This is a genomic window from Trichocoleus sp. DQ-A2 (assembly GCF_039961915.1).
Lineage (GTDB): Bacteria > Cyanobacteriota > Cyanobacteriia > Cyanobacteriales > FACHB-T130 > FACHB-T130.
In genome coordinates, this window is the sequence record NZ_JAMPKD010000008.1 from 103,136 (window position 1) to 124,826 (window position 21,691).

At 47.0% G+C, this 21,691-nt stretch carries 16 protein-coding genes and 1 pseudogene; 8 read left to right on the top strand and 9 right to left on the bottom strand.

All coding sequences use genetic code 11. From position 1 onward, the window contains the following. Positions 1 to 49 precede the first annotated feature (49 nt). From NC997_RS09830 to NC997_RS09840, 3 genes and pseudogenes are all read right to left on the bottom strand, one after another. Positions 50 to 2,260 carry a family 1 glycosylhydrolase gene (locus NC997_RS09830; protein WP_347276100.1) on the bottom strand — a complete coding sequence of 737 codons (2,211 nt, stop codon included), beginning with the start codon at positions 2,258 to 2,260 and terminating at the stop codon, positions 50 to 52. A gap of 250 nt (positions 2,261 to 2,510) precedes the next feature. Then, the gene (gene glf, locus NC997_RS09835; RefSeq protein WP_190410070.1) at positions 2,511 to 3,743 is read right to left on the bottom strand and encodes a UDP-galactopyranose mutase; all 1,233 of its coding nucleotides are present in this window, start codon (positions 3,741 to 3,743) and stop codon (positions 2,511 to 2,513) included. Between the two features lie 284 nt (positions 3,744 to 4,027). Next, a pseudogene (locus tag NC997_RS09840) lies at positions 4,028 to 5,260 on the bottom strand (glycosyltransferase family 1 protein); the annotation flags it as partial. 1,473 nt (positions 5,261 to 6,733) lie between these two features. On the opposite strand from NC997_RS09840, the gene NC997_RS09845 reads away from it, so the two are divergent. Beyond that, on the top strand, positions 6,734 to 7,720 hold the full coding sequence (locus NC997_RS09845) for a WGxxGxxG-CTERM domain-containing protein (RefSeq protein ID WP_190527105.1): 987 nt from the start codon (positions 6,734 to 6,736) through the stop codon (positions 7,718 to 7,720). 126 nt (positions 7,721 to 7,846) lie between these two features. Here the strand turns inward: NC997_RS09845 and NC997_RS09850 are convergent, their stop codons facing one another. Continuing rightward, positions 7,847 to 8,044: an NblA/ycf18 family protein gene (locus tag NC997_RS09850; protein WP_190428799.1), complete on the bottom strand. Its 198-nt coding sequence runs from the start codon at positions 8,042 to 8,044 to the stop codon at positions 7,847 to 7,849. 930 nt (positions 8,045 to 8,974) lie between these two features. Between NC997_RS09850 and NC997_RS09855 the strand changes: the two genes are divergently transcribed. Together NC997_RS09855 and NC997_RS09860 are read left to right on the top strand one after the other, a co-directional pair. Continuing rightward, positions 8,975 to 10,018, top strand: a complete 1,044-nt coding sequence (locus tag NC997_RS09855) for a M23 family metallopeptidase (protein ID WP_190527107.1) — start codon at positions 8,975 to 8,977, stop codon at positions 10,016 to 10,018. 691 nt (positions 10,019 to 10,709) lie between these two features. Further along, on the top strand, positions 10,710 to 11,294 hold the full coding sequence (locus NC997_RS09860; RefSeq protein ID WP_190527109.1) for a peptidoglycan-binding domain-containing protein: 585 nt from the start codon (positions 10,710 to 10,712) through the stop codon (positions 11,292 to 11,294). 177 nt (positions 11,295 to 11,471) lie between these two features. On the opposite strand, the gene NC997_RS09865 is transcribed toward NC997_RS09860, so the two are convergent. Together NC997_RS09865 and NC997_RS09870 are read right to left on the bottom strand one after the other, a co-directional pair. After that, entirely contained in the window at positions 11,472 to 11,852 is a 381-nt protein-coding gene (locus tag NC997_RS09865; protein WP_190527282.1) for a response regulator, read from the bottom strand. After that, positions 11,824 to 15,327 (bottom strand): PAS domain S-box protein, encoded by a 3,504-nt coding sequence (locus tag NC997_RS09870; protein ID WP_190527111.1) that lies wholly within the window; start codon positions 15,325 to 15,327, stop codon positions 11,824 to 11,826. The genes NC997_RS09865 and NC997_RS09870 overlap by 29 nt, the downstream gene beginning before the upstream one ends. 615 nt (positions 15,328 to 15,942) lie before the next feature. On the opposite strand from NC997_RS09870, the gene NC997_RS09875 reads away from it, so the two are divergent. Further along, the gene (locus tag NC997_RS09875) at positions 15,943 to 16,317 is read left to right on the top strand and encodes a nuclear transport factor 2 family protein (RefSeq protein WP_190527113.1); all 375 of its coding nucleotides are present in this window, start codon (positions 15,943 to 15,945) and stop codon (positions 16,315 to 16,317) included. A 39-nt stretch (positions 16,318 to 16,356) separates the two neighbouring features. Beyond that, positions 16,357 to 16,743: a nuclear transport factor 2 family protein gene (locus tag NC997_RS09880; protein WP_190527115.1), complete on the top strand. Its 387-nt coding sequence runs from the start codon at positions 16,357 to 16,359 to the stop codon at positions 16,741 to 16,743. Between the two features lie 201 nt (positions 16,744 to 16,944). Here NC997_RS09880 and NC997_RS09885 read toward each other — a convergent pair whose 3' ends face one another. The 3 genes from NC997_RS09885 to NC997_RS09895 form a co-directional block, all read right to left on the bottom strand. Continuing rightward, positions 16,945 to 18,594, bottom strand: a complete 1,650-nt coding sequence (locus tag NC997_RS09885) for a hypothetical protein (RefSeq protein WP_190527117.1) — start codon at positions 18,592 to 18,594, stop codon at positions 16,945 to 16,947. 250 nt (positions 18,595 to 18,844) lie between these two features. Beyond that, a complete protein-coding gene (locus tag NC997_RS09890) occupies positions 18,845 to 19,555 on the bottom strand; it encodes a gamma-glutamyl-gamma-aminobutyrate hydrolase family protein (protein ID WP_190439082.1) in 711 nt (236 codons plus the stop codon). A gap of 260 nt (positions 19,556 to 19,815) precedes the next feature. Continuing rightward, complete coding sequence (locus NC997_RS09895; RefSeq protein WP_190527119.1) at positions 19,816 to 19,989, bottom strand: hypothetical protein; 174 nt, start codon at positions 19,987 to 19,989, stop codon at positions 19,816 to 19,818. Positions 19,990 to 20,126: 137 nt separating this feature from the next. Here NC997_RS09895 and NC997_RS09900 point away from each other — a divergent pair, with 137 nt between their 5' ends. The 3 genes from NC997_RS09900 to NC997_RS09910 all read left to right on the top strand — a co-directional run bounded on the left by NC997_RS09900 (position 20,127) and on the right by NC997_RS09910 (position 21,634). Continuing rightward, positions 20,127 to 20,390: a hypothetical protein gene (locus NC997_RS09900; RefSeq protein ID WP_190410057.1), complete on the top strand. Its 264-nt coding sequence runs from the start codon at positions 20,127 to 20,129 to the stop codon at positions 20,388 to 20,390. Between the two features lie 106 nt (positions 20,391 to 20,496). Further along, the gene (locus tag NC997_RS09905) at positions 20,497 to 20,862 is read left to right on the top strand and encodes a response regulator (protein ID WP_190410056.1); all 366 of its coding nucleotides are present in this window, start codon (positions 20,497 to 20,499) and stop codon (positions 20,860 to 20,862) included. Positions 20,863 to 21,073: 211 nt separating this feature from the next. After that, positions 21,074 to 21,634, top strand: a complete 561-nt coding sequence (locus NC997_RS09910; RefSeq protein WP_190527122.1) for a sugar O-acetyltransferase — start codon at positions 21,074 to 21,076, stop codon at positions 21,632 to 21,634. The last annotated feature ends 57 nt before the right edge of the window (positions 21,635 to 21,691 follow it).

A 21,691-nucleotide genomic window follows, 5' to 3' on the forward strand; every position in this document is an offset into this window, starting at 1 on the left:
GGACTAAGGTGGGCACTGCCCACCTTAGAGTGGGTTAAAGTATCGATTTTTACAGGGAAATTTTGGATTCTTGGAAGTAGCGGGCGATCGCATTTTCCAGCGACGGCAACAGTACCCCTCGCTCGCTGCCCAGAACGCTGTAAATTGGGCGTGGTGCCAATAGCCTCAGCGCCTGCATGGGACAAGCTTCAATTCGGGTAGCATCGAAACCAGCTTTCTTTGCAGCAAACCGTGCCAAATCTGCCCAAGAACTCTCACCAGGGTTCGCAATGTGCCACAAACCGTTCTCGCTATCAATTAAGAGGTCAAGGCTGGCATTGACCAGATCCGGAACGTAGGTCGGTGAAACGACCGAATCTTCTGCCGCAATAAAGGGTTTTCCTGCCGCTAGGGTGCGGAGCGCCATTGTAATAAAGTTGTACTCGTCCCACGGCCCGAAGAAGGCGCTGGTGCGGACGACGAGCGACGAGGGATGAAACTTTAGAACTTGCGACTCAGCTTCTACTTTGCTGCGTCCATACACATTGAGCGGTGCAACAGCATCGCTCTCCACATAAGGAGCAACACCAGTTCCATCAAATACCAGATCCGATGAGAAGGTGAGCAACGCCACTTTCTGCATCGCGCAAGCAGCCGCAAGAGTTGCTGGGCCAACTGCGTTTTCGCGCAGACAAGCATCCGGTTCGCGCTCCGCATCATCTACGCGAACGTATCCAGCCGCATTTACAACCGCCCAAGGCTTGAGTTCAGCCAGTACCCGCTTAACCGAGGCAGGATCGGCAATATCCAGTTCCTGACGGTTAAGGAGGTGATAGGGGATACCCCGGATGTCGCAAATTCGAGCAAAAGCTTTCCCCAGCGTGCCTCTCGCTCCAATAATGGCGAGCGGACGCGGTGAGGAAGAACGGACAGGTGTTGAGGTGCTTAGGTACTGAGGACTGAGGTGCGTTTCTGGGTTTTTGTGCCTCTGCGCCTCTGCGCCGTTGCTCTCCGCAACGGGTGGATAGAGCAGTCGCTGGTTTCTATGCCACCATCCTGGCACATCCAAAAGGGGATGGTGAGGCATCTCGCCGCGTGCCAACTCGCGCAGCATATGGGCGATCGCAGTTGGGCGGGGTTCAGGCGATCGCAAGTCGAACACCCCAGGCTCGTAATGACCGTTATCTTTTGTTACCAAGCTAGTCCAGTCATAAGAACCGAGGAGCGACCAAGCGGTGATAGCCCGCAGATCGATGCCTTCGGAACGCAGACGGGTTGCTGCTTCCCACACCTCTTTAACCCAGCGCAGTTGTTCCTCGCGGGTGCAACCGTGATGGACTTCAGTGACCGCAATTGGCAAGCCGTAGCGTTCCCATGTCTCTTTGATTAGCGTGTAGGGTCCAGCGATTCCTTCAGCACGCACCCGCACTGCCTCGACATCTGCGTACTGCTGCCGCCCATTTCCCCCATGCGTCCACTGGGGATAGCGTTCTAGGCGCTCATCCAGAAAGCGATCGCTCGTTAAGTAATGGTTAATCCCAATAATGTCTGGCGGACAGGGATTTTCTAAAAACCACTCCAGTTCAGCTTCAGGAATTCCAACTTTACATAGATATTGCCACATCGGGCGATCGGGATTGAGGCGACCAGACAGCAGATCGAAACTCAGCCAGCGACGCTCATTTTCAAACTCTGCTTGGTACGCCATCTGTGGCGTGCTGAACACCTTGCACAAGTCCTCGGTTTGCACCAGCTTTGCGTCTGGGTTAACTTGGCGAATGGCCTGCATTGACAGGATTGTGCCGCGGAGTTGCGTCAGCAATGCCTGCAAGAAAGTTAAACTATCCCGACCGTGAGGATACCAGTGACCGTATAGTCCGCTAAAACGCGCTGTCGTGAGCGGCTCGTTAACAGGGGTGTAATTTTCCACCCACGGATAGCGTTGGGCAACGGCTTCGGCGAACTGGGCAAGCCCAGAGGCAAAGGTGGGATTCACCAGGCTTGTATGACGAGGGCCACTGCCGTGGTGAACTAAACCGACAATGGGACGGATACCGAGTTCGCGCAAACGTCCCAGTCGTTCATCCGCCCAAGACCAATCGGCGCTATCTGGCCCATCAGGGGCAGTTAATTCCCAGAGGATCGGGTAGCGAATGGCACTTACGCCGAGTTCGGCAAACAAATTGAGGTCACTTAAGCGCGTTTTGTGACCGTTTCGTTCCAACTGGTTGAAATAGCGATCGCCTACGCGGTTAACGGTACACTCTACTCCAGCCCACATCTCCAATTTAGAGTTTTGAGTTTTGGGCTTTGAGTTTTGAGTTCGTTCAGAATTGCTAATGATTAGTTCTTTACTTAAGGCTGCTCTTATCATTCCTCACCCCCGAATAACTTGTGCATGAAGTGTCAGTAGCCCATGACTCATGGCTATTGTTTCCGATGTTTTATTCATCGTTCATGGCAGTAAAAATGATTCAAGCAAGCATTAGTCATTAGCAAATCCCTAATGACTAATGACTGTTGACTACTGACTAATGACTAACGGCTTTTCCGTGACCGTTTCCGTTTGTAGTTGCAACTTCTGTCTGCGGGCGTTGTTCAACGATTTCACTGAGAGAAACATTCTGGGTGTAGTTGCTTCTCGCTTCCACAGGTTCTAAAGTGATTGGTTCTTGTTTCGTGCCAATCTGTTTGTGAACCGTGAGCGCCTGAGCCACGCATTGATCCATGTTGTAATACTTGTAGGTCGCCAAGCGTCCGACAAAATGTACCCCCGGGGTTGCATCAGCCAATGCCTTGTATTTCTTGTAGAGTTCGGCATTTTCTGGGCGCGGTACTGGGTAGTAAGGATCTCCCTCTGCCTGGGGGTACTCGTAAACAATGCTAGTTTTACTATGTTCTTGTCCGGTCAGATACTTGAACTCAGTGATGCGCGTGTATAAATGCTCATTGGGGTAGTTTACGACTGGCGCTGATTGATGCACAGGCTTGTTGTGCGTTTCATGCTTGAATTCAAGGGAACGGTAGGGAAGCTTTCCATAGCGGTAATCGAAGTAAGCATCAACAGGCCCGCTGTAAATCATTTCCCGGTACGGAATGACTTTCTGAATTTCCCGATAATCGGTGTTCAGCATGATTTTGATGTTCGGATGAGACAACATCTTCTCGAACATCCGGGTATAGCCGTGCAATGGCATCGCTTGATAGCTATCGGTGAAATATCGATCGTCTCGATTGGTACGGGTAGGCACCCGTGAGGTGACTGACTTATCGAGATCCGAGGGATCGATTCCCCATTGCTTGCGCGTGTAGTTCCGGAAGAATTTTTCGTACAATTCCCGCCCTACTTTGCTGACAACTACATCTTCGCTGGTACGGATCTGTTCTTTTTTCTCAGCAACCGAGGCGAAAAATTCTTCGAGTTGAAAGGAGGTGAGACTCAGTCCGTAAAGTTTATTAACGGTGTCGAGGTTGATGGGCATGGGTACCAGTTGACCGTCTACACTCGCCAAAACGCGGTGTTCGTAAGAGCGCCATTCGGTGAATTTGGAAAGGTACTCAAAGACTTCGCGGGAGTTGGTATGAAAGATGTGAGGGCCGTATTTGTGTACGAGAACGCCTGCATCATCGTAATGATCGTAAGCATTGCCGCCAATGTGCGATCGCTTGTCAACCACTAGAACCTTCTTGCCCGACTGAGTCGCCAGCCGCTCTGCAAGGACACTTCCAGCGAACCCTGCACCCACAATAAGATAATCGAACATTCTAAAAGCCTCGCTTATTTAATAGAAATATGGCGGTGAAACCCTTACGGGAGTAAGGGAAAAATGAAACGGCTACCCTTGGGTAGAAAGTAAAAATTGAAAAACTGAAAAGTCAGAAAATCAACCAAAAACCAGTCCTGATTCGCTTTGAGCGGACTAGCTCAGGATGTTTGTTGAGGTTTGTTAACCGAGGTAACTCCTGCACGCTCGTCCATTTGAGACGCTGAAGTTTTGGCAACGCGATCGCGCAATTCTTGAGATACACTCGTGTCGTTCATTACACCCTCAATCAGTTGCATCATCCGCGCCCAAGTGGAATCCCATGAATTCTGCGCTAAGAAAGCATCCACCTGACTCAGCCATGCCGATCGATCGTAATTTTGCTCGATTGCTGCTTCGGCTGCGGCGACGAAATCTGCGACGGTATCTGCAATCTGCACTAAACCCATCTCTCCGTAAGGACGAACGACATCCCGGATCGAGGTAGATACGACTGGCTTCCCAGCAGCGAGGTATTCTGGAGTTTTGGTAGGGCTAATAAAGCGGGTTGACTCGTTACGAGCAAAAGGCAACAACGCTACATCCCACCCAGCAAGATATGCAGGCAACTCTTGATAAGACTTCCCACCCAGATAATGAAGATTGGGATGTTGGGGCAGCTCTTTGGGGTCTATTTTGACGACTGGGCCAATGATAACCAGATGCCAGTCAGGTCGCGCTTGGGCCATGCCACTCAGCAGTTCCAGATCCATGCGCTCATCAATTACCCCATAGAATCCCAGACGCGGGTGGGGAATATTTTTTTGATCGGCTGGTTCCTCTGTCAGAGTTTTTGCTTGTGCAAAGTGCGCTCTCTCGATGCTACTGGGGAAGGCGTGGGCATTCGGGTGCTGGTTGCGCTTGGCTTCGTAAAGGCTCTGTCCGCCTGTAAATACCAAATCTGCACGTTTAAAGAGTTCGGCTTCGCGCTCAATCATCACGGGTGGCGCTCCCTTAAATGCAGATAGCTCATCCATACAGTCGTAGACAACGACTAAAGGATCTAAGTGGTCTGCGATCGCGATTGCCATCGGTGTGTAATACCACAGAATATACTCGCGGATCTGCGCTTGTGCTAACAAATCATCGAGCATCCCCTTTTGAGCAGCAATGATTTCTTCCTCACTCATTCCTTCGCTCAAGTAAGGCACCACCACCGAGACACCACTCTCGCGGAGGCTAACATCCAGCCGCCAAGATGGATCGGAACTGAAAATCGGTTCTTCAATGAAGAATACTCTTCGCTGCTTTGCACAGCGGCTCAAGAGATGTTGCGGTCGTTGGTAGACAAAATCCCAACGCAAATGCGACAAACAAATGAGCGCCGGTGTATTTGACAAGGAATCAGAACCATCCGACTGTAATGTTGGAAATGCACTCGCTGAGGGAGACTCAAGTGCATCTTTTATGGAGAACTGTATCTCCCATGCCCCACCATTACTCACACTATTCTTTATCAAATTTTTGGGCTGGGACATAAATAGCCTCAGATATTTCGTAGATTGGATTTAAGCTTTCAGAATCGCCTACCTACACACAAAGAAGAACAAAGTGGAAAGCCTTGAAGTGAAAAGAACACTTAAAATTAATTCCTAGCTATAACTACAAAAAGCAGCTAGAAATGATGTTTTCCTGCCTTGTTTACCCTTTTTGCGACTCTAAAGCAGTTTCATTGACTTCGCACTTCTGCTTAATTTATCGGGTTTTATTACCATCCGCTTCTGCCTGGAGAAGGAATTTGCTGCCACTGCTAAAAAAATAATAGCTATTGTTGAGTTCTAGCTTCTACCAGAGGAATGACGCGACTTCTTCCTAAAGAATAAATTTAATGTTAAATTAGTTTGTGCTAAATAATACAAAATACCTAAGTATAGTGACTTCTAATGGGAGTAAACAAGAGATGCGGGTGGGTTGCAGGACTTAGAAGACAATGCTTCCAAGTAGCAGCATTATTGCATCCCTATTCGATGGCTGTAGTAGCTTCAGTAACGAGCGCACGTAATCTCACGTAATTTGTTTTACGCCGGTTTATCATTTCAGGTGCTTGCATTTTAGGTTATTCAATAAGAGTTATATTCGCCGAAGCTGTGCGCTTAGCGATCGCTCTAAATGGATTGAATAAAGGTGAATTAAATGCTTGTATCCTAAAAAAATACAGTACTAAATTTATATAATTTATGCTTTATGTATCACCTTTAGTAGCAAATACAAAAGGTGTGCAAAAGTTTTTCGTAAGTATTTTAATAGCCAAAGCTACTAAAGAAAATATATTATTTAGGCTTTAAATAAAAACCTTAATAATATATTAATAATTTTTATTGAGCGTGGAGTATACTTCGAGGAATTGCCTCGAAAGGCCTTCTGCAAAGTTACTGAACAGTAGATAGTAACTTCTCTAGGAGAATTTGGCGAACCTCCCAAAGGGAGTGATGAATCTTGACTCTGTTTTACAAACTGAGCGTTGAGCGATCGCTTGCTCAGAGAAACTGTAAAGCAGATGGATGAAAGGGGAAAATAGCCAAGGAAAGTTAATAACGAAAGGAAAATATTTTCCCCTCGATGACACAGTCTCAACTAATCACTAAGCTTATCTGCTGTGCTATCGGGAGAAGCATAGCATAGCATAGCTCCCCATAGAACTGTTTGTATTCTTAAGCACACACTGGCTTAAAGTAAAGTCAATCCTTCAGGGAGAGGTGGGTCTGTTCCTCTGGTAGAAGTAAAGAGAACTGATGGCAGTTATTCTTCCTAAGAGCGATCGCATCTGAGGAGAATAGCAAAACGCTCTGGTAATTCCAGACCCGTATTCTAAACCACGATCGTCCTATATCGGGACTTCATGAGCGGGAAGTATATCCAGTCTTCGTAATTTAGCTGCCCATGAAGTTAACAAGACTGTTTTTGAATAATAACAAATCGCAGAGTTCTAGAGAATAAGAAAAACCACTACGATGAAACCTTCTAATTTGTCCAAAGTTCTTTTTGCAAGTACCTTTGCCCTCACTGTAGCGGCTCTACCCTTAACTCTGCCTTCTGTTGCCCAAACAGGCGGTGGTGCTGGTGGTTCAGCTTCCGGTACTGGTACGGGTGCAGGTGGCGCAACTTCTGGTACGACGGGTGCAGGCGGTGCAACTGCCGGTACCACAGGCGCAGGGGGTGCAACTTCTGGTACTACTGGCATCGGTGGCGGAACTGCCGGTACTACAGGCGCAGGCGGTGCAACTTCTGGTACTACTGGCATCGGTGGCGGAACTGCTGGTACTACAGGTGCAGGCGGTGGCGGAACTGTCGGGACAACGGGCGCGGGTGGCGCAACTTCTGGTACCACTGGCATCGGTGGCGGAACTGCTGGTACTACTGGCATCGGTGGCGGAACTGCTGGTACTACTGGCATCGGTGGCGGAACTGCTGGTACTACTGGCATCGGTGGCGGAACTGCCGGGACAACGGGCGCGGGTGGAGCAACTTCCGGTACTACTGGCATCGGTGGCGGAACTGCCGGTACTACAGGCGCAGGCGGTGCAACTTCTGGTACCACTGGCATCGGTGGCGGAACTGCCGGTACCACAGGAGCAGGTGGCGCAACTTCTGGTACCACGGGTGCAGGTGCTACTTCCGGGACAACGGGTGCAGGTGGCACTACTTCAGGGACTTCTACTGCTCCTTACGGCACCGTCACAACGCCTGGGGGTGCAACAGGGACTACCGCTGCTCCTGACGCCACGACTACGACGCCTGGAGGCACTACTTCGGACACAACTACGGTTCCCGGTAGCACAACTCCCAACGGCGCTACTACAGACACCACTTCTTACCAAGGAGTTCAGTCTGCAAGAGGCGATCGCAATTCCAGTTGGGGCTGGTTAGGCTTGCTGGGTCTAATCGGTCTAGCTAATCTGTTCCGTAAGCAGAACCATGAAACTGCACGTCAGCGTTAAACCAGCGTTAAACCAAGTCTTTAAAAACCAAAGCTAACAACAAAGCCCTGGCTGTAAACCAGGGCTTTACTCATATATATGTAATTTTTCAAAGTTTAGGAAAGTTTAGGCGATCGCTTTCAAGCTTTACACAGATCCCAGAATTGAATCCAGACCCCATTGATGCTTCAGCAAGTTCTGATAGATATTGTCTCGAATTATCATTTGCTTATGTAGCTGAACCAAAAATTGTTGAGCTTGCTCGCGAGACATATGCTGCACTTGATCTGCAAAAGAAATTAGGCTAAATTCTTGCTCTAAAGACAATTCAATGGGGCGTTCCATAATATTCTCCTGTGCCCAACTAGGCCAAAAACTAAAGTTAAGTAATTGATATGTGTCTGAAAATGAAGCTAAATGAACCAGTTTATTTAAACTTCTTTTGTTGCCTGACAATTACAAAATATCATTTTCAAGTTTGCAGCTTCCTCTTCCACCCGATGTAACTTTAATTTCCTTAAGAAATAATCCGATAGATTTATTCAATAAGGATTAGCCAAATATCTAACACTTCTTTGCACTCAGGCTGTTTGAGCTGTCGGAGAGTGAAGGGCAGCACGAGCAGACTAAAGTTGAATAATGCCCATCTGCTTGCGTGTCAGATTGAGAGAGTCCTTTGTCACTATCGGAGCTATCTGAACTTTTTTACAGAACACAAAAAAAATAAACTCTGTTTCCGCAGTGATGGGTAAAGGATAGGCATCTCAGGGAAGGAAGGCTAGAAGGTTAGGCTATTCTGCCGTATTTGCTTCAAATAAAAATCGCTAATTCCTGAATTAAAGCAAATTTGCTTAAATTAAGCCATTTATTAGTGATTCTGACCATTTTTGGATCTATCCCCAAACAAGGAACATACTTCTAAGCAACCCTTCTAAGAGAAAATATCCACTTAAACTAAATAGCAAGCTCCTTCATCTATAGACCTGTCCGAAAGCTCAACTCCAAGCGAACAGAACAAAGTACAACTACTTTTCAGTCCGCTTTAGATGACTCCCTAGCAGCGTAGGTTATAAACCAAGCGCCCCTCCCCGTTGACGGCGAGGGATTGGGAGATGCAGGTTTGCCTCTAAAGATAAGAGGAGGGGGTTCTACTGTCCCCCTTAAACGGGTATCCCTAATCTGCATAGCGATTGTCCTGATATAGCTAGCTCAAAGCTGAAGCCAACAGATAACAAAAAGGCTTCCTAGACCCTTCTTCTTCCAGGCTCTGATCTAATGAAACAACTCGCTATTTCTCAATTCCGTAAATATGGCTTAATTGGCGTTATCTCATGCGCCACCGTGCTAGGTACAAGTTTCTGCCTCCTGACTCAAGCAAAAGACTATTCCCCTACTCAAGGTCATCCCTCCCTTGGTTCTGGCTTAATATGGCCCACTCAAGGGAATCTCACTCAAGGCTTTAATACTTATCACGAAGGAATTGATATTGCTAATAGCACTGGAACTCCGATTGTTGCTGCCGCATCGGGTACAGTCATCAAAGCTGGTCGTGATGATTCGGGATGGGGATTAGGCAACGTAATAGAAATCCAGCATCCTGATGGAAGCCACACGGTGTATGGTCACAATAGTCGTCTTTTGGTGAGTAAAGGTCAACAAGTTACTCAGGGTCAAGTAATTGCTGAGATGGGTTCGACAGGGAATAGTACAGGCCCTCATCTCCACTTTGAGTATCATCCTGATGGTCGTCTAGCGGTTGACCCGGCTGCCGGATTGCCCTCTTTAGTCGCAGGCAGGATTCCACCGCCGCGAACAGCAACCGCTGCGCCTAAACCGATTGATCCGCCTCCAGTGGTTTCTCAGACTGTACGCAACAACGCGGACACGAGAGGCAACACCAAACTTTACCCGAATCTAAATGTTTATTCTGGGGGTCGTCAGCAAGGGAACTCTCTTCCAGTACCGCGCGCGATCGCACCCAAACCACTGCAACCGATTGCAGTGACTCCGGCACCAGCGACTTATGCTGTTGCTGCGACTTTCAATCAATGCGGCAACCCCTTGATTGAAGGTGAGACGGCAAGCTCTCTGGTGAAAGTTTGTCGGGAAAATGGTCAATTGTTTTATATGGGGCAATTAAAGCAACAACCGAGCGCTTCGATGCAGCTTGCTGCTTGGCGTGTTGGGCAGGATCGGTATCAAGCGGATAACGGCAGTTATTCTTATTTTATTAGTCCACGCGGAGTAGAAGTTTGGCGAAATGGTCGTCAGCTCCGTTCTGAGCCTTTTAACGGTTCTTTGAAGATTTCACGGTTCTAAAAGGTTTGGTTTGACGACTGATGGTTACGAATCTTCAAAGAACGTGCTAAGAGAAAGTGCTACCCGATTTCTTCTCTAGATAGACTATCAGGTTCTCTATAGGCGATCGCTCTTTCTACCCTGATTTTCCAAGGGAGGTGACAAAGCGATCGCCTTTTCTTTACTTCTTCTTAATAAAACTTATTTTTCTTCACTTTTTTCTGAATAAAAAATTAAGATTTTAAGATTGCGATAATGTCTACCTTATTGTTTGACTATTGTGAGGAGTTAAAGCCTTACAGTATTGATTAACCAGATAGACAAAGCGTTCTGACCGACACGAGCATTACCATCTCGCATCGATGCAACTTTTCTGAAGGTGCGTCAGTGCGGGAAAACAGCGATCGGACAACTGAGCAAACGATTTATTCTAAAGCGGGGATAGACCAGATATTTCTGGAACTTGACTCGTTGATTGAATTGCCATCTGTCAGTTCACATTATTTGTGTATTGCTGAATTGTCTGTATGTCTTGGAACGGCTACAGTTGAACGTCTCATTTAGAAAGTAAATTGCACATTAGGTTCCTCTAATGTGGCTGAAACTCAACAATTCATAAAAAATCACCTGAGTTTCCGAAAAATGTTTCCGAAAAACTCAGCAGCCATCCTGAAGCATCACAAAGTGTTTCTCAACCATACGGAGAAAAATCATGGAAACTCTTGCTTACATTCATGTTTCTAATACCTATGAAGAGGCAGAAGCTGGTATCGAGTATAGTCTGCGTGACTTTTCGCTGAACTGGAAGCAACCACCGAGTTCAGCTTGGCTGGGTTTACTTGGTGTAGCTTTCTTGTTCGGAGGTCTCAGCGAGATCCAACCAGCTAACGCAGCACAGTATTTTGTAAATACAAACGGCAGTTGTCTCAATGCTCGCTACGGTCCCAGCACACGTTACGGAGTGCATAGCTGCGTCCGTAATGGAGCTGCACTTGCACCAGTTGTGGCTTATCGCAACGGGTATGCAAAGCTTTCTACGGGCCGTTATGTTGCTGCTAACTATATCAGCACGAGACCAGGTTCTGGTTCTAATCCTGGTTCTGGTGTTGGCGGTTCCTTTCTCCGCCTAGGCTCTAGAGGTTCTGCTGTTCGACAAGTTCAATCTGCTTTAGGGGTTTCACCGACTGGATATTATGGTTCGGTGACTCAAAGAGCAGTCCGGAATTTTCAGTCGAGAAATGGCTTACGTGCAGATGGAGTAGTGGGACCGCAAACTCGCAGAGCGCTGGGAGTATAGAGAAGATTTAGCTAAGAAGCTGGTCTATCTATCCTAGAACGAGCTGAGTTAACCTCATTTCATCGAATTGATTTTACTGTTTAACAAGAATAGGGCGCACAACTGCGCCCTATTCTTTTGGGTTTCACTCAAATTTGGGATGGGGTGAGTTTGCAGTCGATTGGTAGCAAAACTCAGTTAAATATCCCATCCTAAAGACTTCGCAACTTGATCTGCCAGAGTCATCGGGTCGAAAGGTTTCGCAATTACTGCCTTTACTCCTAGTTGAGCAAAACGGCGTTTGTCGGCAGCCTGCATCTTAGCAGTCAACAAAAGTACGGGGATGTGCTGGGTTGCCGGATTCGCTTGCAGCTGTTGAAACGTTGTTACACCGTCCCAGTCAGGCATCATCACATCCAGAAGGATGGCGTCAAGTTGTTCAACTTCAGCCTTGGCAAGCCCTTCCCTCCCAGAACTCGCTGTCAAAACATCCCAGTTGGCTGCCATTTCTAAGCTCAACTGAGCTACTTCCCGAATATCCTCTTCATCATCAATTACCAGGATGCGCTTCGTTGTCACCATTGCAGTTTTCCTTCCTGTTGGGAACCATCCGATTCAGTAAGGCAATGATGCGCCCTTCAAATTGTTCTGGAGTAATCCGACCTTTAGTGAGAAACTCGGTTTGTTCCAGCCGCAACCGCTCTCTTTCGGCGTTGTTCAAATCCTTAGCAGAATATACCACGATTGGAATTTGGCGCAGGCGATTGCACTGACGCAGCCAGTCTACTACAGCAAAACCATCGTACTCCGGCAGCACGATATCCAGCACTAGCAGATCGGGATTTATCTTTGCTAATTTTTGGATTGCCTCGCGTCCGTTTTTTGCGTGAATCGTTTCCAAACCGTGTCGCTCAAATCGAGCAATCAGTACCCGCGCCAGATCCAGGTCGTCTTCCACCAGCAAAACTCTGGCAACCTTTGCCTGTTGTAACGAATGCTCCAGCGCTTGAAATAAGGATGCTTCATTCAGGGGTTTGCGAACCCAGCCGGTAAAATCAGGAGGGCGCGGCTTGTCATCATCTGAGTTTGGTGAAAGCGATACCTGAGGCGAAATGTCGTTGATGGGAGAATCCACACTGTCAATATTAGAACCGGCTGCATTCTCTATCACAATTGCATTGGAAGCGATCGCATCTGACGGCTCAGACTGCTGCAACTGACCCAGATCGGTTTGCAGAAGGTCTCTATCTAGCAGGCTACTGAAGGTCTGATTCTCTAAAGAAGATTTGAGGAGATTACTCTGCTCTGGGGATAAAACGCTGAAAATGACGATGGGAATCTCCCGCGTATCGGGTCGCTGTTTCAAAACCGCCATTGTTTGCCAGCCGTTCATACCGGGCATAATCAAGTCGAGCAGAATCACCGCAGGTTGCTCCTGTAGCGCCAATTCTACAGCTTCTTTACCTGAGAAAGCCGTCTTGACTTGGTAGCCGCGCTGTTCTAGCAAAGTTTGGACTACGGCACAGACCGCAGGCTCATCATCACACACCAGCACCAGAGGCGTACCCAGTGCATTGTCAGCGTCCGAAGGTAAGGGCACGGCACCGTCCTGAGTAGCCAGAGGAGAGTTTTCGGCTGGCGCTGTTGTCGCGTCTCCCTCAGAGAGATTCTCCCCTTCATCCTCAGCATTCAGCATTCGTGTCTCACCACCCAAAAGGGGCAGTGTAAAGAAAAAGGTACTACCTTCATTCAGCGTACTTTCGACCCAGATACGACCTCCATGCTGTTGCACAATGCTGCGGCAGATTGCTAACCCCAGACCTGTGCCACCTTTATCGCGCGAGTCAGAGGCATCAACTTGTTGGAATCGGTCAAAGATGCTTTCCAGCTTCTGTGCGGGAATCCCTCGTCCCTGGTCTTTCACTTTGAACAAGACTGTAAGGGTGAGAGATTGAGGAGGTGAGGAGGTAACTTCTTTCTCTGTTCTACCCTCCCCGGCTCCAGAAGCGGGAAATCGCGTCTCTACAAGCGGCTCCCTAGTCTGTTGAATTTCGGCGCTGAGATAGACACTGCTGCTAGGAGGCGAGAATTTGATGGCATTGCTGAGTAGGTTCGTCAGGGTCTGGATGATCCGGTCAGGATCGGCGTACAGTTGGGCGGATAGGGGAGACACGGATAGGGTGACTCCAGCTTTGTCAGCCATTGCCCGCATCACCTCTGATGCCTGAAGCATTAGAGTTGCCGCATCGCAAATCTGATTCTCCATCGCCACCTGACCCGACTCGATGCGCTCAATATCGAGGATGTCGTTAATCAGGCGCACTAAGCGGTCGGTATTCGAGACGGCAATCTCCAGCATCCGTTGAGCCTTTTCCGGTTTAGCAGTCAGCAGACCCCCTGCCAGCAAGCCGAGGGCACCGCGAATCGAGGTTAGGGGCGTCCGCAGTTCGTGACTGACGATAGAGACAAACTCATCTTTGAGGCGTTCTATGGCGCGGCGATCGCTAATGTCACGAGCGATCGCTGAGGCACCCGTCACCTGACCCACCCGATTCTTAATTGGAGAAATCGTAATGGCAACATCAATTTGGCTGCCGTCTTTTTTAAGGCGCACGGTTTCATAAGGGGGGATGCGTTCTCCCTGCTTGATTCTTGCCAAAATTGACGGCATCTCATTGAAGCGGTCGGGTGTCAACAGAATCGAGATTGGCTGTCCCTTGACTTCTTGGGCGGTATAGCCATAGATTCGTTCAGCCCCTGAGTTCCAGCTGGTAATGATTCCATCTAGTGTTTTGCCCACGATTGCATCCTCTGAGGACTCAACAATCGAGGCTAGTTGGGATAAAGCTTCCTCCCCCCGCTTGCGTTCGGTGATGTCTCGTAAAATTACGGTAAATATTTTTTCCCCAGCTAATTCCAGCTTAGAAATGGAAGCTTCCGCTGGAAACTCCACACCATTTTTACGCTGTCCAAAAACCTCGTTGCGCTCTCCCATCTTCCGGGCGGTACCCACAGAAGTGTCAAAATTGCGAATATGCTGACGGTGAGCGATCGCAGCCCGCTTTGGCAACAGCAAATCCAGGGACTGACCAATTACCTCATTGGCGGTATAGCCAAATATTTTTTCCGCCCCTTGGTTAAATAAGGTAATTTGTTGAGTTTCGTTTACGGAAATAATTGCATCCTCAGCAATATCTAAAATCCCAGCCAGTCGCGCTTGCGATGCCTTTCTCTCCTCTTCTGCCAACTTGCGCTGCGTGATGTTTTGAAACTGAGCAGTAAACAACGGTTCACCCTTGGCATTATGCACCAGCGATCCACTCAAGAAAATCCATACAATGTGTCCCTGTTTGTGGAGGTATCGCTTCTCCACGTTGTAATGCTGAATCTTGCCAGCCAGCATTTGGTGCATATATTCCAGATTGGTTTCTAAATCGTCTGGATGCGTAATCGCTTGGAAGTTCCTAGCCAATAATTCTTGCTCCGAATAGCCAACGATCTCGCATAAAGAACGATTGACTTCCAGCCAGCGTCCATCTGTTGCCACTAGCGCCATTCCCACCGCCGCATAGTCAAAGGCACTCCGAAATCGTTCTTCGCTTGCTTGCAGCGCCTCCTCTATCTGCAAGCGGTAGGCGATTTGGTTTTCCAGTTCTCGGTTCGTTGCTTCCAACACTGCGGGGCTTGGGAGAGCAAGCGCTTTAGGAACCAAGGGCACCAGAGACGCAGCCGTGTACACCGAAACTAAAGCGGTAATTGCTTTGACGAACCCAGACAGCCAATAGGTAGGATGCCAAAGCGTCCAAATCTCCATGACATGGGTGGTACCACAGGCGATGATAAATGAGCCAAATAGTAGAAAAATCCAGTCAAATGGGAGATCCTCACGCTTTCGGACAAAGTAGAACAGCGTCACTGGGATCGAATAATAAGCAAGGGCAATCAGAGAATCGGACACGATATGAAGCCACACCAAACCAGGCTTCCATAGGTAGCAATGACCGTGAGGGATAAACCCTCCTGAACTAAAAAAGACATTTAAAAATTCCAGCATCCAGCTTCTTTCCTTACCCTTGAAGTAAAAAAGACGTTTAAAAATTCCAGCCTCAAGCTTCTTTCTTTAGCAGCTTGAGTCTACCTTAAAGTAAATTTTCTGGCAGGGCGATAAGATACTCTCAGAAAAGGCTTTAATAACCTCCATTCCCCTCGTTGGTAATCCCATTTTGTTTGACCGTTACCATACTTAATTTTCTGAGTTTGATTTTCTGAAGCTACGGACTGGTAGAGACAAGGAAAATCGTAAGTATTTGACAATCCAAAATAGTATAGCAATCAGATTTTAGTTATGAGCTAGAGGTTCAGCTACCCGAATTCTTAGAGAATTCGGGTAGCTCGCCTTCTAATCATTTAGTAAACTTGCTATCAACTCATTCTGCTGGTGGAGGGATGCATAGCTTTCCTAGCCTAACTTATAAATTTTCTCTGTATTTGTTTTCTCTGCCGCCTCTGCGGTTCGTAAAAAACAACATTTTTAAAGTTAAATGTAATTACGATAGCCTTTATTATTTTATTAATACATCTTTTTCATTTAAAATGGTTTATATAGGTAGGATTAAGCCTCATATTATTAAATACAGATTTTAGCAAAGGTGCGTTTGCCAATCAGTCTATGAATCCAGAAGACATTCGGATAGCGATCGCGCAAGCTAGAGACGCTTGGATTGCGCGTGACGGCGAGGCTCTAGCAGCACTGTTTACGCCCAACGGTGAAATCATCGTACCGGGTCAACGATGGCAGGGGCAAGAGAGAATTCGGCAAGAAGTCGCTCATTTTGCTCAGCAGTATTCAGATGTAAGAATTGAGATTCAGCAGGTTATCGTTGATGGCGATCGCGCAGTAGTCGAGTGGTATTACGAAGATACTGAAAATGCAACAGGTCGTTGTAACAAAGCCGATGATGTTATTGTTATTAATTTCCAAGCGGGTCGGATTAGTCGCTGGCGTGAATATTTTGATACTGAAACGCCTAAGTTAAGAACATGATAATTGATTCTGTCAAAATTTAAATGAGGTGAGGCAACTATGAGCGACGAGCAAGAGGTATTAGCCGCCAATCAAGCTTTCTATCGAGGCTTCGAGAAAAAAGATATCGAAGCCATGAGTGCAATCTGTTCGCAAGGAACCGGGACTCTTTGTATACACCCCGGACGCAAAGCACTGAAAGGCGGCAAGGAAATTCGCTCTTCCTGGGAACAGATATTTAAAAACACCAGCTACATTGAAATAGAAACGGAGATTATCGCTACAGAGATTCGAGATAATATTGCCTACGTCGTGCTTGTCGAAAATGTGTTTCAAGTCAGCGGTGGTAGAAGAGTCAAAGCCCAGTCGATGGCAACGAATATTTTTGAGCGAATGGCACAAAAGTGGTATTTAGTCCATCACCACGGGAGTCCTTTAATGCGTTAAAGGTTGGGAAGCCACCTGAAAACGGAGGCTTCCCAACTCTTGTGACGTGGCGTTTGAGGAACGAAACTTAATGTTGACATAGAGATAGAATGAGGAACTACAAATAATTCTCTCCATCTAATTAGTGATTTTCGTTCCTCAATCTCCGAAGTGGGTAACAACGTCTCCTGAAGTTTCTGTTGTACCTTACAGAACCCCGGATTAGAGTTGCTTCGCGATAGATTCTAGAGGATTAGGTTGAGCGTTTTTTGGAGGTTGTGGCACCACAGTTGGGTAAGGATTGATAAGAGCATCGTCAATCCAGCCAGAATAATACTTGATGCTGGTAGAATTTTTCGACAAATTTACTAACTCCAGATCGCCTCGCATAGCATTAAGATTAATGCCACCGCTAGGATCGCGCTCTATAGAACCAATGCCTCTAGTACCTCCCCCAGAGTGACACTCACACACTTCATCAAATCCTCGGACAAAGCGCGAACCGTCCCAATGCCAGTCATTACCAGGCCAGGAGACAGGAGAAAACCACACCGGCGGCTTTTCCGATGATCCAAAAATTTCAGACCAAGAAGTTGCCCCCTGCCCATCCAGCGTCACTGTGAAGCCTGTTTCATATCTGACTTCGTAACGACCTTTCCGGCGCGGCAGAGGTTGATCGTTACTGGTATAGTCTGTAGGCAACCACCAGAGAACTTCAACGGTTTGTCCCGCAGTCGCATCGAGAGTAGCCGCAGGGGTGTCGTTCAACAATGCGCTGTAGAGAGGTACTTTCTCGGTCGGCAGTTGTGCGGTGATGGCAAAGCGCCAGCATTTCCAATCAGGATTATCGGGAACTGACAATTGCAACTGGCAGACCCCGTTGCCTGTACCAACCCAAAGCCGATCTGATTCCAGCAATAGCTTATCGGGAATTGTACCGATGAGCGGACTGTTGTCTACGCGGTACGAAGTCACAGAACCAGATTGCAGGTCAGAAGAGTTGGGACGGTACGCGACTAATCCCATTCCTGGTGAATAGTTGTTGCCTTCTCCACTAATTTTTGTTGCCATCCAGAATGTTGGGCGATCGCGAGTTCCTGAAATCTCGAAATCCAGAATCTCTTGTCTATCCATCCCTTGTGGATGAATAACTGTCCATTTCTGCTGCTGCGGCTGATAACCAACGAGAGTTGTTTTGCCGGTATACCCTTCTCCTTGCGGAAAGGCAAGCGACCACCACAAGCGATCGCCTACAATTTTAGCGGCGGTAATGTAAGGAAAGCTCAGACAACTACCTGTATATAAGGTTTGAGTTTTCGATTGCTTATCAGGAGTAATTAGCTTAATTACGACTTTTGCTTCTTTTTGGCAATCTGGAGTTTCTGAATTCCCTTCACGACTTACCCGATATTGATAAGTCTTGCCTTCATATTCAATCGTTTCGTAACGAGAAGGCAGATTTAACTCTCCCCCTAGCGCTTTTTGATGCTTCTCTGGCTGAGAAACAAAATTTTTGGGGAGGCTTCCTGGTTGCACAGAAAAATTACTACTATTTTTGTCAAAAACAAAATCATACTTGCGGGATTGAAACTTTACAGTATTGCCAGCAGTCACAATGTTGCGGATGTGAAAATCAAATTGCTGAGAAGGCAATTCATCTTTATCGGAAACCAGTTTTGGCAATTTAGTTGCTGAATTATCCGAATTCGCTATCTGGGAACTTTTGTCAGTTTGTGAAGTCGTTTTTGAGTTTGAAGCCGTCGATTTAGTAGAATTAGTTGCTTGCTCAATTGCCTGAGGTGATTGAGGAGTTTGAGCTGCACAGGCATTGAGAATTCCAACAATACCGAAAATTGCCACGAGACGCTTCATAGAGAGGTTTTCTCTCTTTTTGGAAAAATCATTTAATAGGGAAATCACGTCTAAACACAGATGAACACGATAGAGATAGATACAATCTTCGTTTTTGGATTTCCCGATAAGTAAGGATGCGAAAAAAGCTTATTTAAATAACACTTTCGCTAACGTTTATTAAAGGTCTACAAAACAGATTTTTTCCCGTTTCAGCCTTTTCGAGATGTGTCCGTGCCTTGTAGTCGAGAACACGTGGATCTCTTGAAAATTAAATTGTGCGCTTACGTGCTGTCTCGACTAACGCCTGAAAGATCCGTTGCTGATAGGGATCTTGGAGAGCGAGTTCTGGATGCCACTGAAGCGCGATCGCCCAAGGATGCTGTTCGTGTTCCATCGCTTCAATTACGCCATCAGAAGCGCGTGCCGTAACCCTCCACCCTGGTGGTACTGTCCGCACCGCTTGATGATGCCACGAGACTATCTCCGACTCTGTAATGCCAATCATCGCTGCTAGGCGACTATCGGGGTCAATTTGCACATGATGTTCGCAGAAGCGAGACTGATGGGTGCGGTGCGCGATCGCGTCACCAAATTCATCCGGCAGATGCTGCACCAAATTGCCACCCGTTGCAACTACCAAAATTTCCAAGCCGCGACAAATCCCTAGCACTGGGATATCTGTATCTAAAACCAGCTTGGCTAAAGCTAGCTCAAAGGTATCGCGCTGATGATCGACGTTATAAACTGTGGGATGGGATGAGTCGTTGTAAACCGCGGGGTCAATATCACCCCCGCCAGAAAAGATTAAACCATCAATTCTTTCTAAAATGGCTGCGGGATCGGGTTCTCCCGGCGGTAGTAACATCGGTAAGCCACCCGCTAAGCGCACTGCCTCTACATAGTCGCCTCTAATGCTAAACAGGCGCGTATCCAGCTGACCAGCGGTAGTAATTCCAATGAGTGGCGGCTTAGATTTCATTTTCTGATGTTAGCAGTTGATCGGGCGATCGCTCTGGCTCTTTAACCTCAGCATTGCGAGATTTTATCCCTGATGCGGGGAATCGCAAAATCTCTCCTATTGCTTTGAGTCTCCATCCTGAAAGTAGCTTCCGGCAATAAAAAGCGATCGCTGTCTGTGCAAGGTAGCCAATTGCGAAATCTACCGCAACATCAAACGAGCGATCGCCGTCTTTGCATTCTTAGGCTGAGTTCCCCTTAAGCATGACTGTTTTTGCAGATTTAGCGTGTCGCAGGCAATACAGTTTGCTGTGCTGTCTTGGGACTTTCAACAGCGTATGGAGGCAAGGAGAAAGTAGCTGAATTTTTGAGGGAGACGCGATCGCCTTTAGATCGCCTTTGTTGGGTGCAACGTGCCGTAAACTCTGCATCGGTGAAGCTAAGCCAGAACATCATCCCTGTTGTTTAGTAATTCAGGAAAGTTGATATTTGTGAATATTCCCTAGGGGGTAATCAAATTAGGTTAAATTTAGGTTAAGGTAACATCTACAAGAGATTTTGAAATTAAGACTCAATGTCATAAAAAGATAGCCATGATTAATCCTGACCAAGCGAGCAAAAACAGCTTTCTTTACCCTCAAAGCCGCTATTACGGCTCATTTACGCCCGAACAACTCGCTTTTAATGCCAATTTGCAAGAGTTTGCTCATAAAGTTGGCTACATTTCTGCTCTAGAGACCGGAGGCAAGCTTGCTCCCGAACAGGCATATGAACAAGTGAAGCGTCTCTGGAAACAGTTGAAACAGAGCAAGAAGGCACTCTCGATTGGTGGAGATCGACCCTCAGAAATAAGATAGTTTTTAGAGAGTCGCATTATAAAACTGATACAAGCCAGTTGAGCAATGGAATTGCTGAATACCCCTTTTGTTGTCAGAGCGTCATTGAATGGCTAGATAGGAACTGATGACAAAAGTGTTGGTGATTGAAGATGAAGAAGTAATCCGTGAGAGCATCCTAGACATCCTGATTGAAGGAGAATTTATTGCCATTGGTGCTGAAAATGGCAGCATCGGAGTGCAATTGGCAAAAGAATTGCGTCCCGATTTGATTTTATGTGATGTGAGAATGCCAGAACTTGATGGGTACGAAGTTCTCAGGGCGCTTCGTTCCGATCCGGTTACAGCTCCAATTCCCTTCATCTTTCTCACGGCTGATACTACTGAAAACTTCTTTCACCAAGGGCAACTCTTAGGTGCAAACGGTTATCTTGCTAAACCGTTTACAACTGCTTCACTTTTAGAAGCGATCGCTACTCATATGAGAAAATAATCCGACTTTCTTATTCTTAAGCAGGTGCTTGGGAATGTGTATTTAAATTTACGACTAAAGGGGGAGGCGGAGCCTCTCTTTTTTTGTATTTAGGCAGATGCCAGTGAACCAGGAAACTTTGGCATGAACAAGCGGCTATTTCTCATTGCTTTCTCATCACGCTTGTAGACTTTCAACGCATACTTGTAGAGAGAGTGCAGGAAGCAATGCCGTGGAAAAAACGGAAAAACAGAAGATGCTGGCAGGTAAGCTATATCGAGCGTCTGATCCGGAACTTGCTGCTGCAAGCAAACGGGCGTCTCGTCTATTAAGAATGTACAATGCGACAACTGAGGAAGAGCTAGAGTTGCGATCGCAAATTCTCAACGACTTGTTCGCTCAGGTAGGCTCAACGGTTCAAATTGTACCTCCATTTCACTGTGACTACGGTAGCAATATTTACGCTGGCAACGGGTTGTACATGAATTATGGATGCGTAATTCTAGACTGCAATACCGTTCATATCGGTGACAATGTTTTGTTTGGTCCCTACGTGCAAATTTACACCGCCTATCATCCGACCGATCCTGAAATCCGTCAAACAGGTCTGGAACTCGCCGCACCCATTAATATTGGCAATAATGTCTGGATTGGAGGCGGCACTATCATTTGTCCAGGGGTAACAATTGGCGACAACACCACAATTGGAGCTGGAAGTGTTGTTGTTAAAGATATTCCTGAAAATGTTGTGGCTGCTGGAAATCCCTGTCGCATTATTCGACCAGCAACTTAAATTTTTGTTGAGTTTAATTAGAATTCATTAGAAAATTTTTAATCATTTAACAGTAGG

What these genes read in the sequence shown, in the direction of transcription:
- NC997_RS09895 (WP_190527119.1), bottom strand. Translation starts at nt 19,989, where the DNA reads ATGATGTTCTGGCTTAGCTTCACCGATGCAGAGTTTACGGCACGTTGC.
- NC997_RS09855 (WP_190527107.1), top strand. Translation starts at nt 8,975, where the DNA reads ATGAAACAACTCGCTATTTCTCAATTCCGTAAATATGGCTTAATTGGC.
- NC997_RS09885 (WP_190527117.1), bottom strand. Translation starts at nt 18,594, where the DNA reads ATGAAGCGTCTCGTGGCAATTTTCGGTATTGTTGGAATTCTCAATGCC.
- NC997_RS09870 (WP_190527111.1), bottom strand. Translation starts at nt 15,327, where the DNA reads ATGCTGGAATTTTTAAATGTCTTTTTTAGTTCAGGAGGGTTTATCCCT.
- NC997_RS09905 (WP_190410056.1), top strand. Translation starts at nt 20,497, where the DNA reads ATGACAAAAGTGTTGGTGATTGAAGATGAAGAAGTAATCCGTGAGAGC.
- NC997_RS09880 (WP_190527115.1), top strand. Translation starts at nt 16,357, where the DNA reads ATGAGCGACGAGCAAGAGGTATTAGCCGCCAATCAAGCTTTCTATCGA.
- NC997_RS09900 (WP_190410057.1), top strand. Translation starts at nt 20,127, where the DNA reads ATGATTAATCCTGACCAAGCGAGCAAAAACAGCTTTCTTTACCCTCAA.
- NC997_RS09875 (WP_190527113.1), top strand. Translation starts at nt 15,943, where the DNA reads ATGAATCCAGAAGACATTCGGATAGCGATCGCGCAAGCTAGAGACGCT.
- NC997_RS09860 (WP_190527109.1), top strand. Translation starts at nt 10,710, where the DNA reads ATGGAAACTCTTGCTTACATTCATGTTTCTAATACCTATGAAGAGGCA.
- glf (WP_190410070.1), bottom strand. Translation starts at nt 3,743, where the DNA reads ATGTTCGATTATCTTATTGTGGGTGCAGGGTTCGCTGGAAGTGTCCTT.
- NC997_RS09830 (WP_347276100.1), bottom strand. Translation starts at nt 2,260, where the DNA reads ATGTGGGCTGGAGTAGAGTGTACCGTTAACCGCGTAGGCGATCGCTAT.
- NC997_RS09890 (WP_190439082.1), bottom strand. Translation starts at nt 19,555, where the DNA reads ATGAAATCTAAGCCGCCACTCATTGGAATTACTACCGCTGGTCAGCTG.
- NC997_RS09850 (WP_190428799.1), bottom strand. Translation starts at nt 8,044, where the DNA reads ATGGAACGCCCCATTGAATTGTCTTTAGAGCAAGAATTTAGCCTAATT.
- NC997_RS09845 (WP_190527105.1), top strand. Translation starts at nt 6,734, where the DNA reads ATGAAACCTTCTAATTTGTCCAAAGTTCTTTTTGCAAGTACCTTTGCC.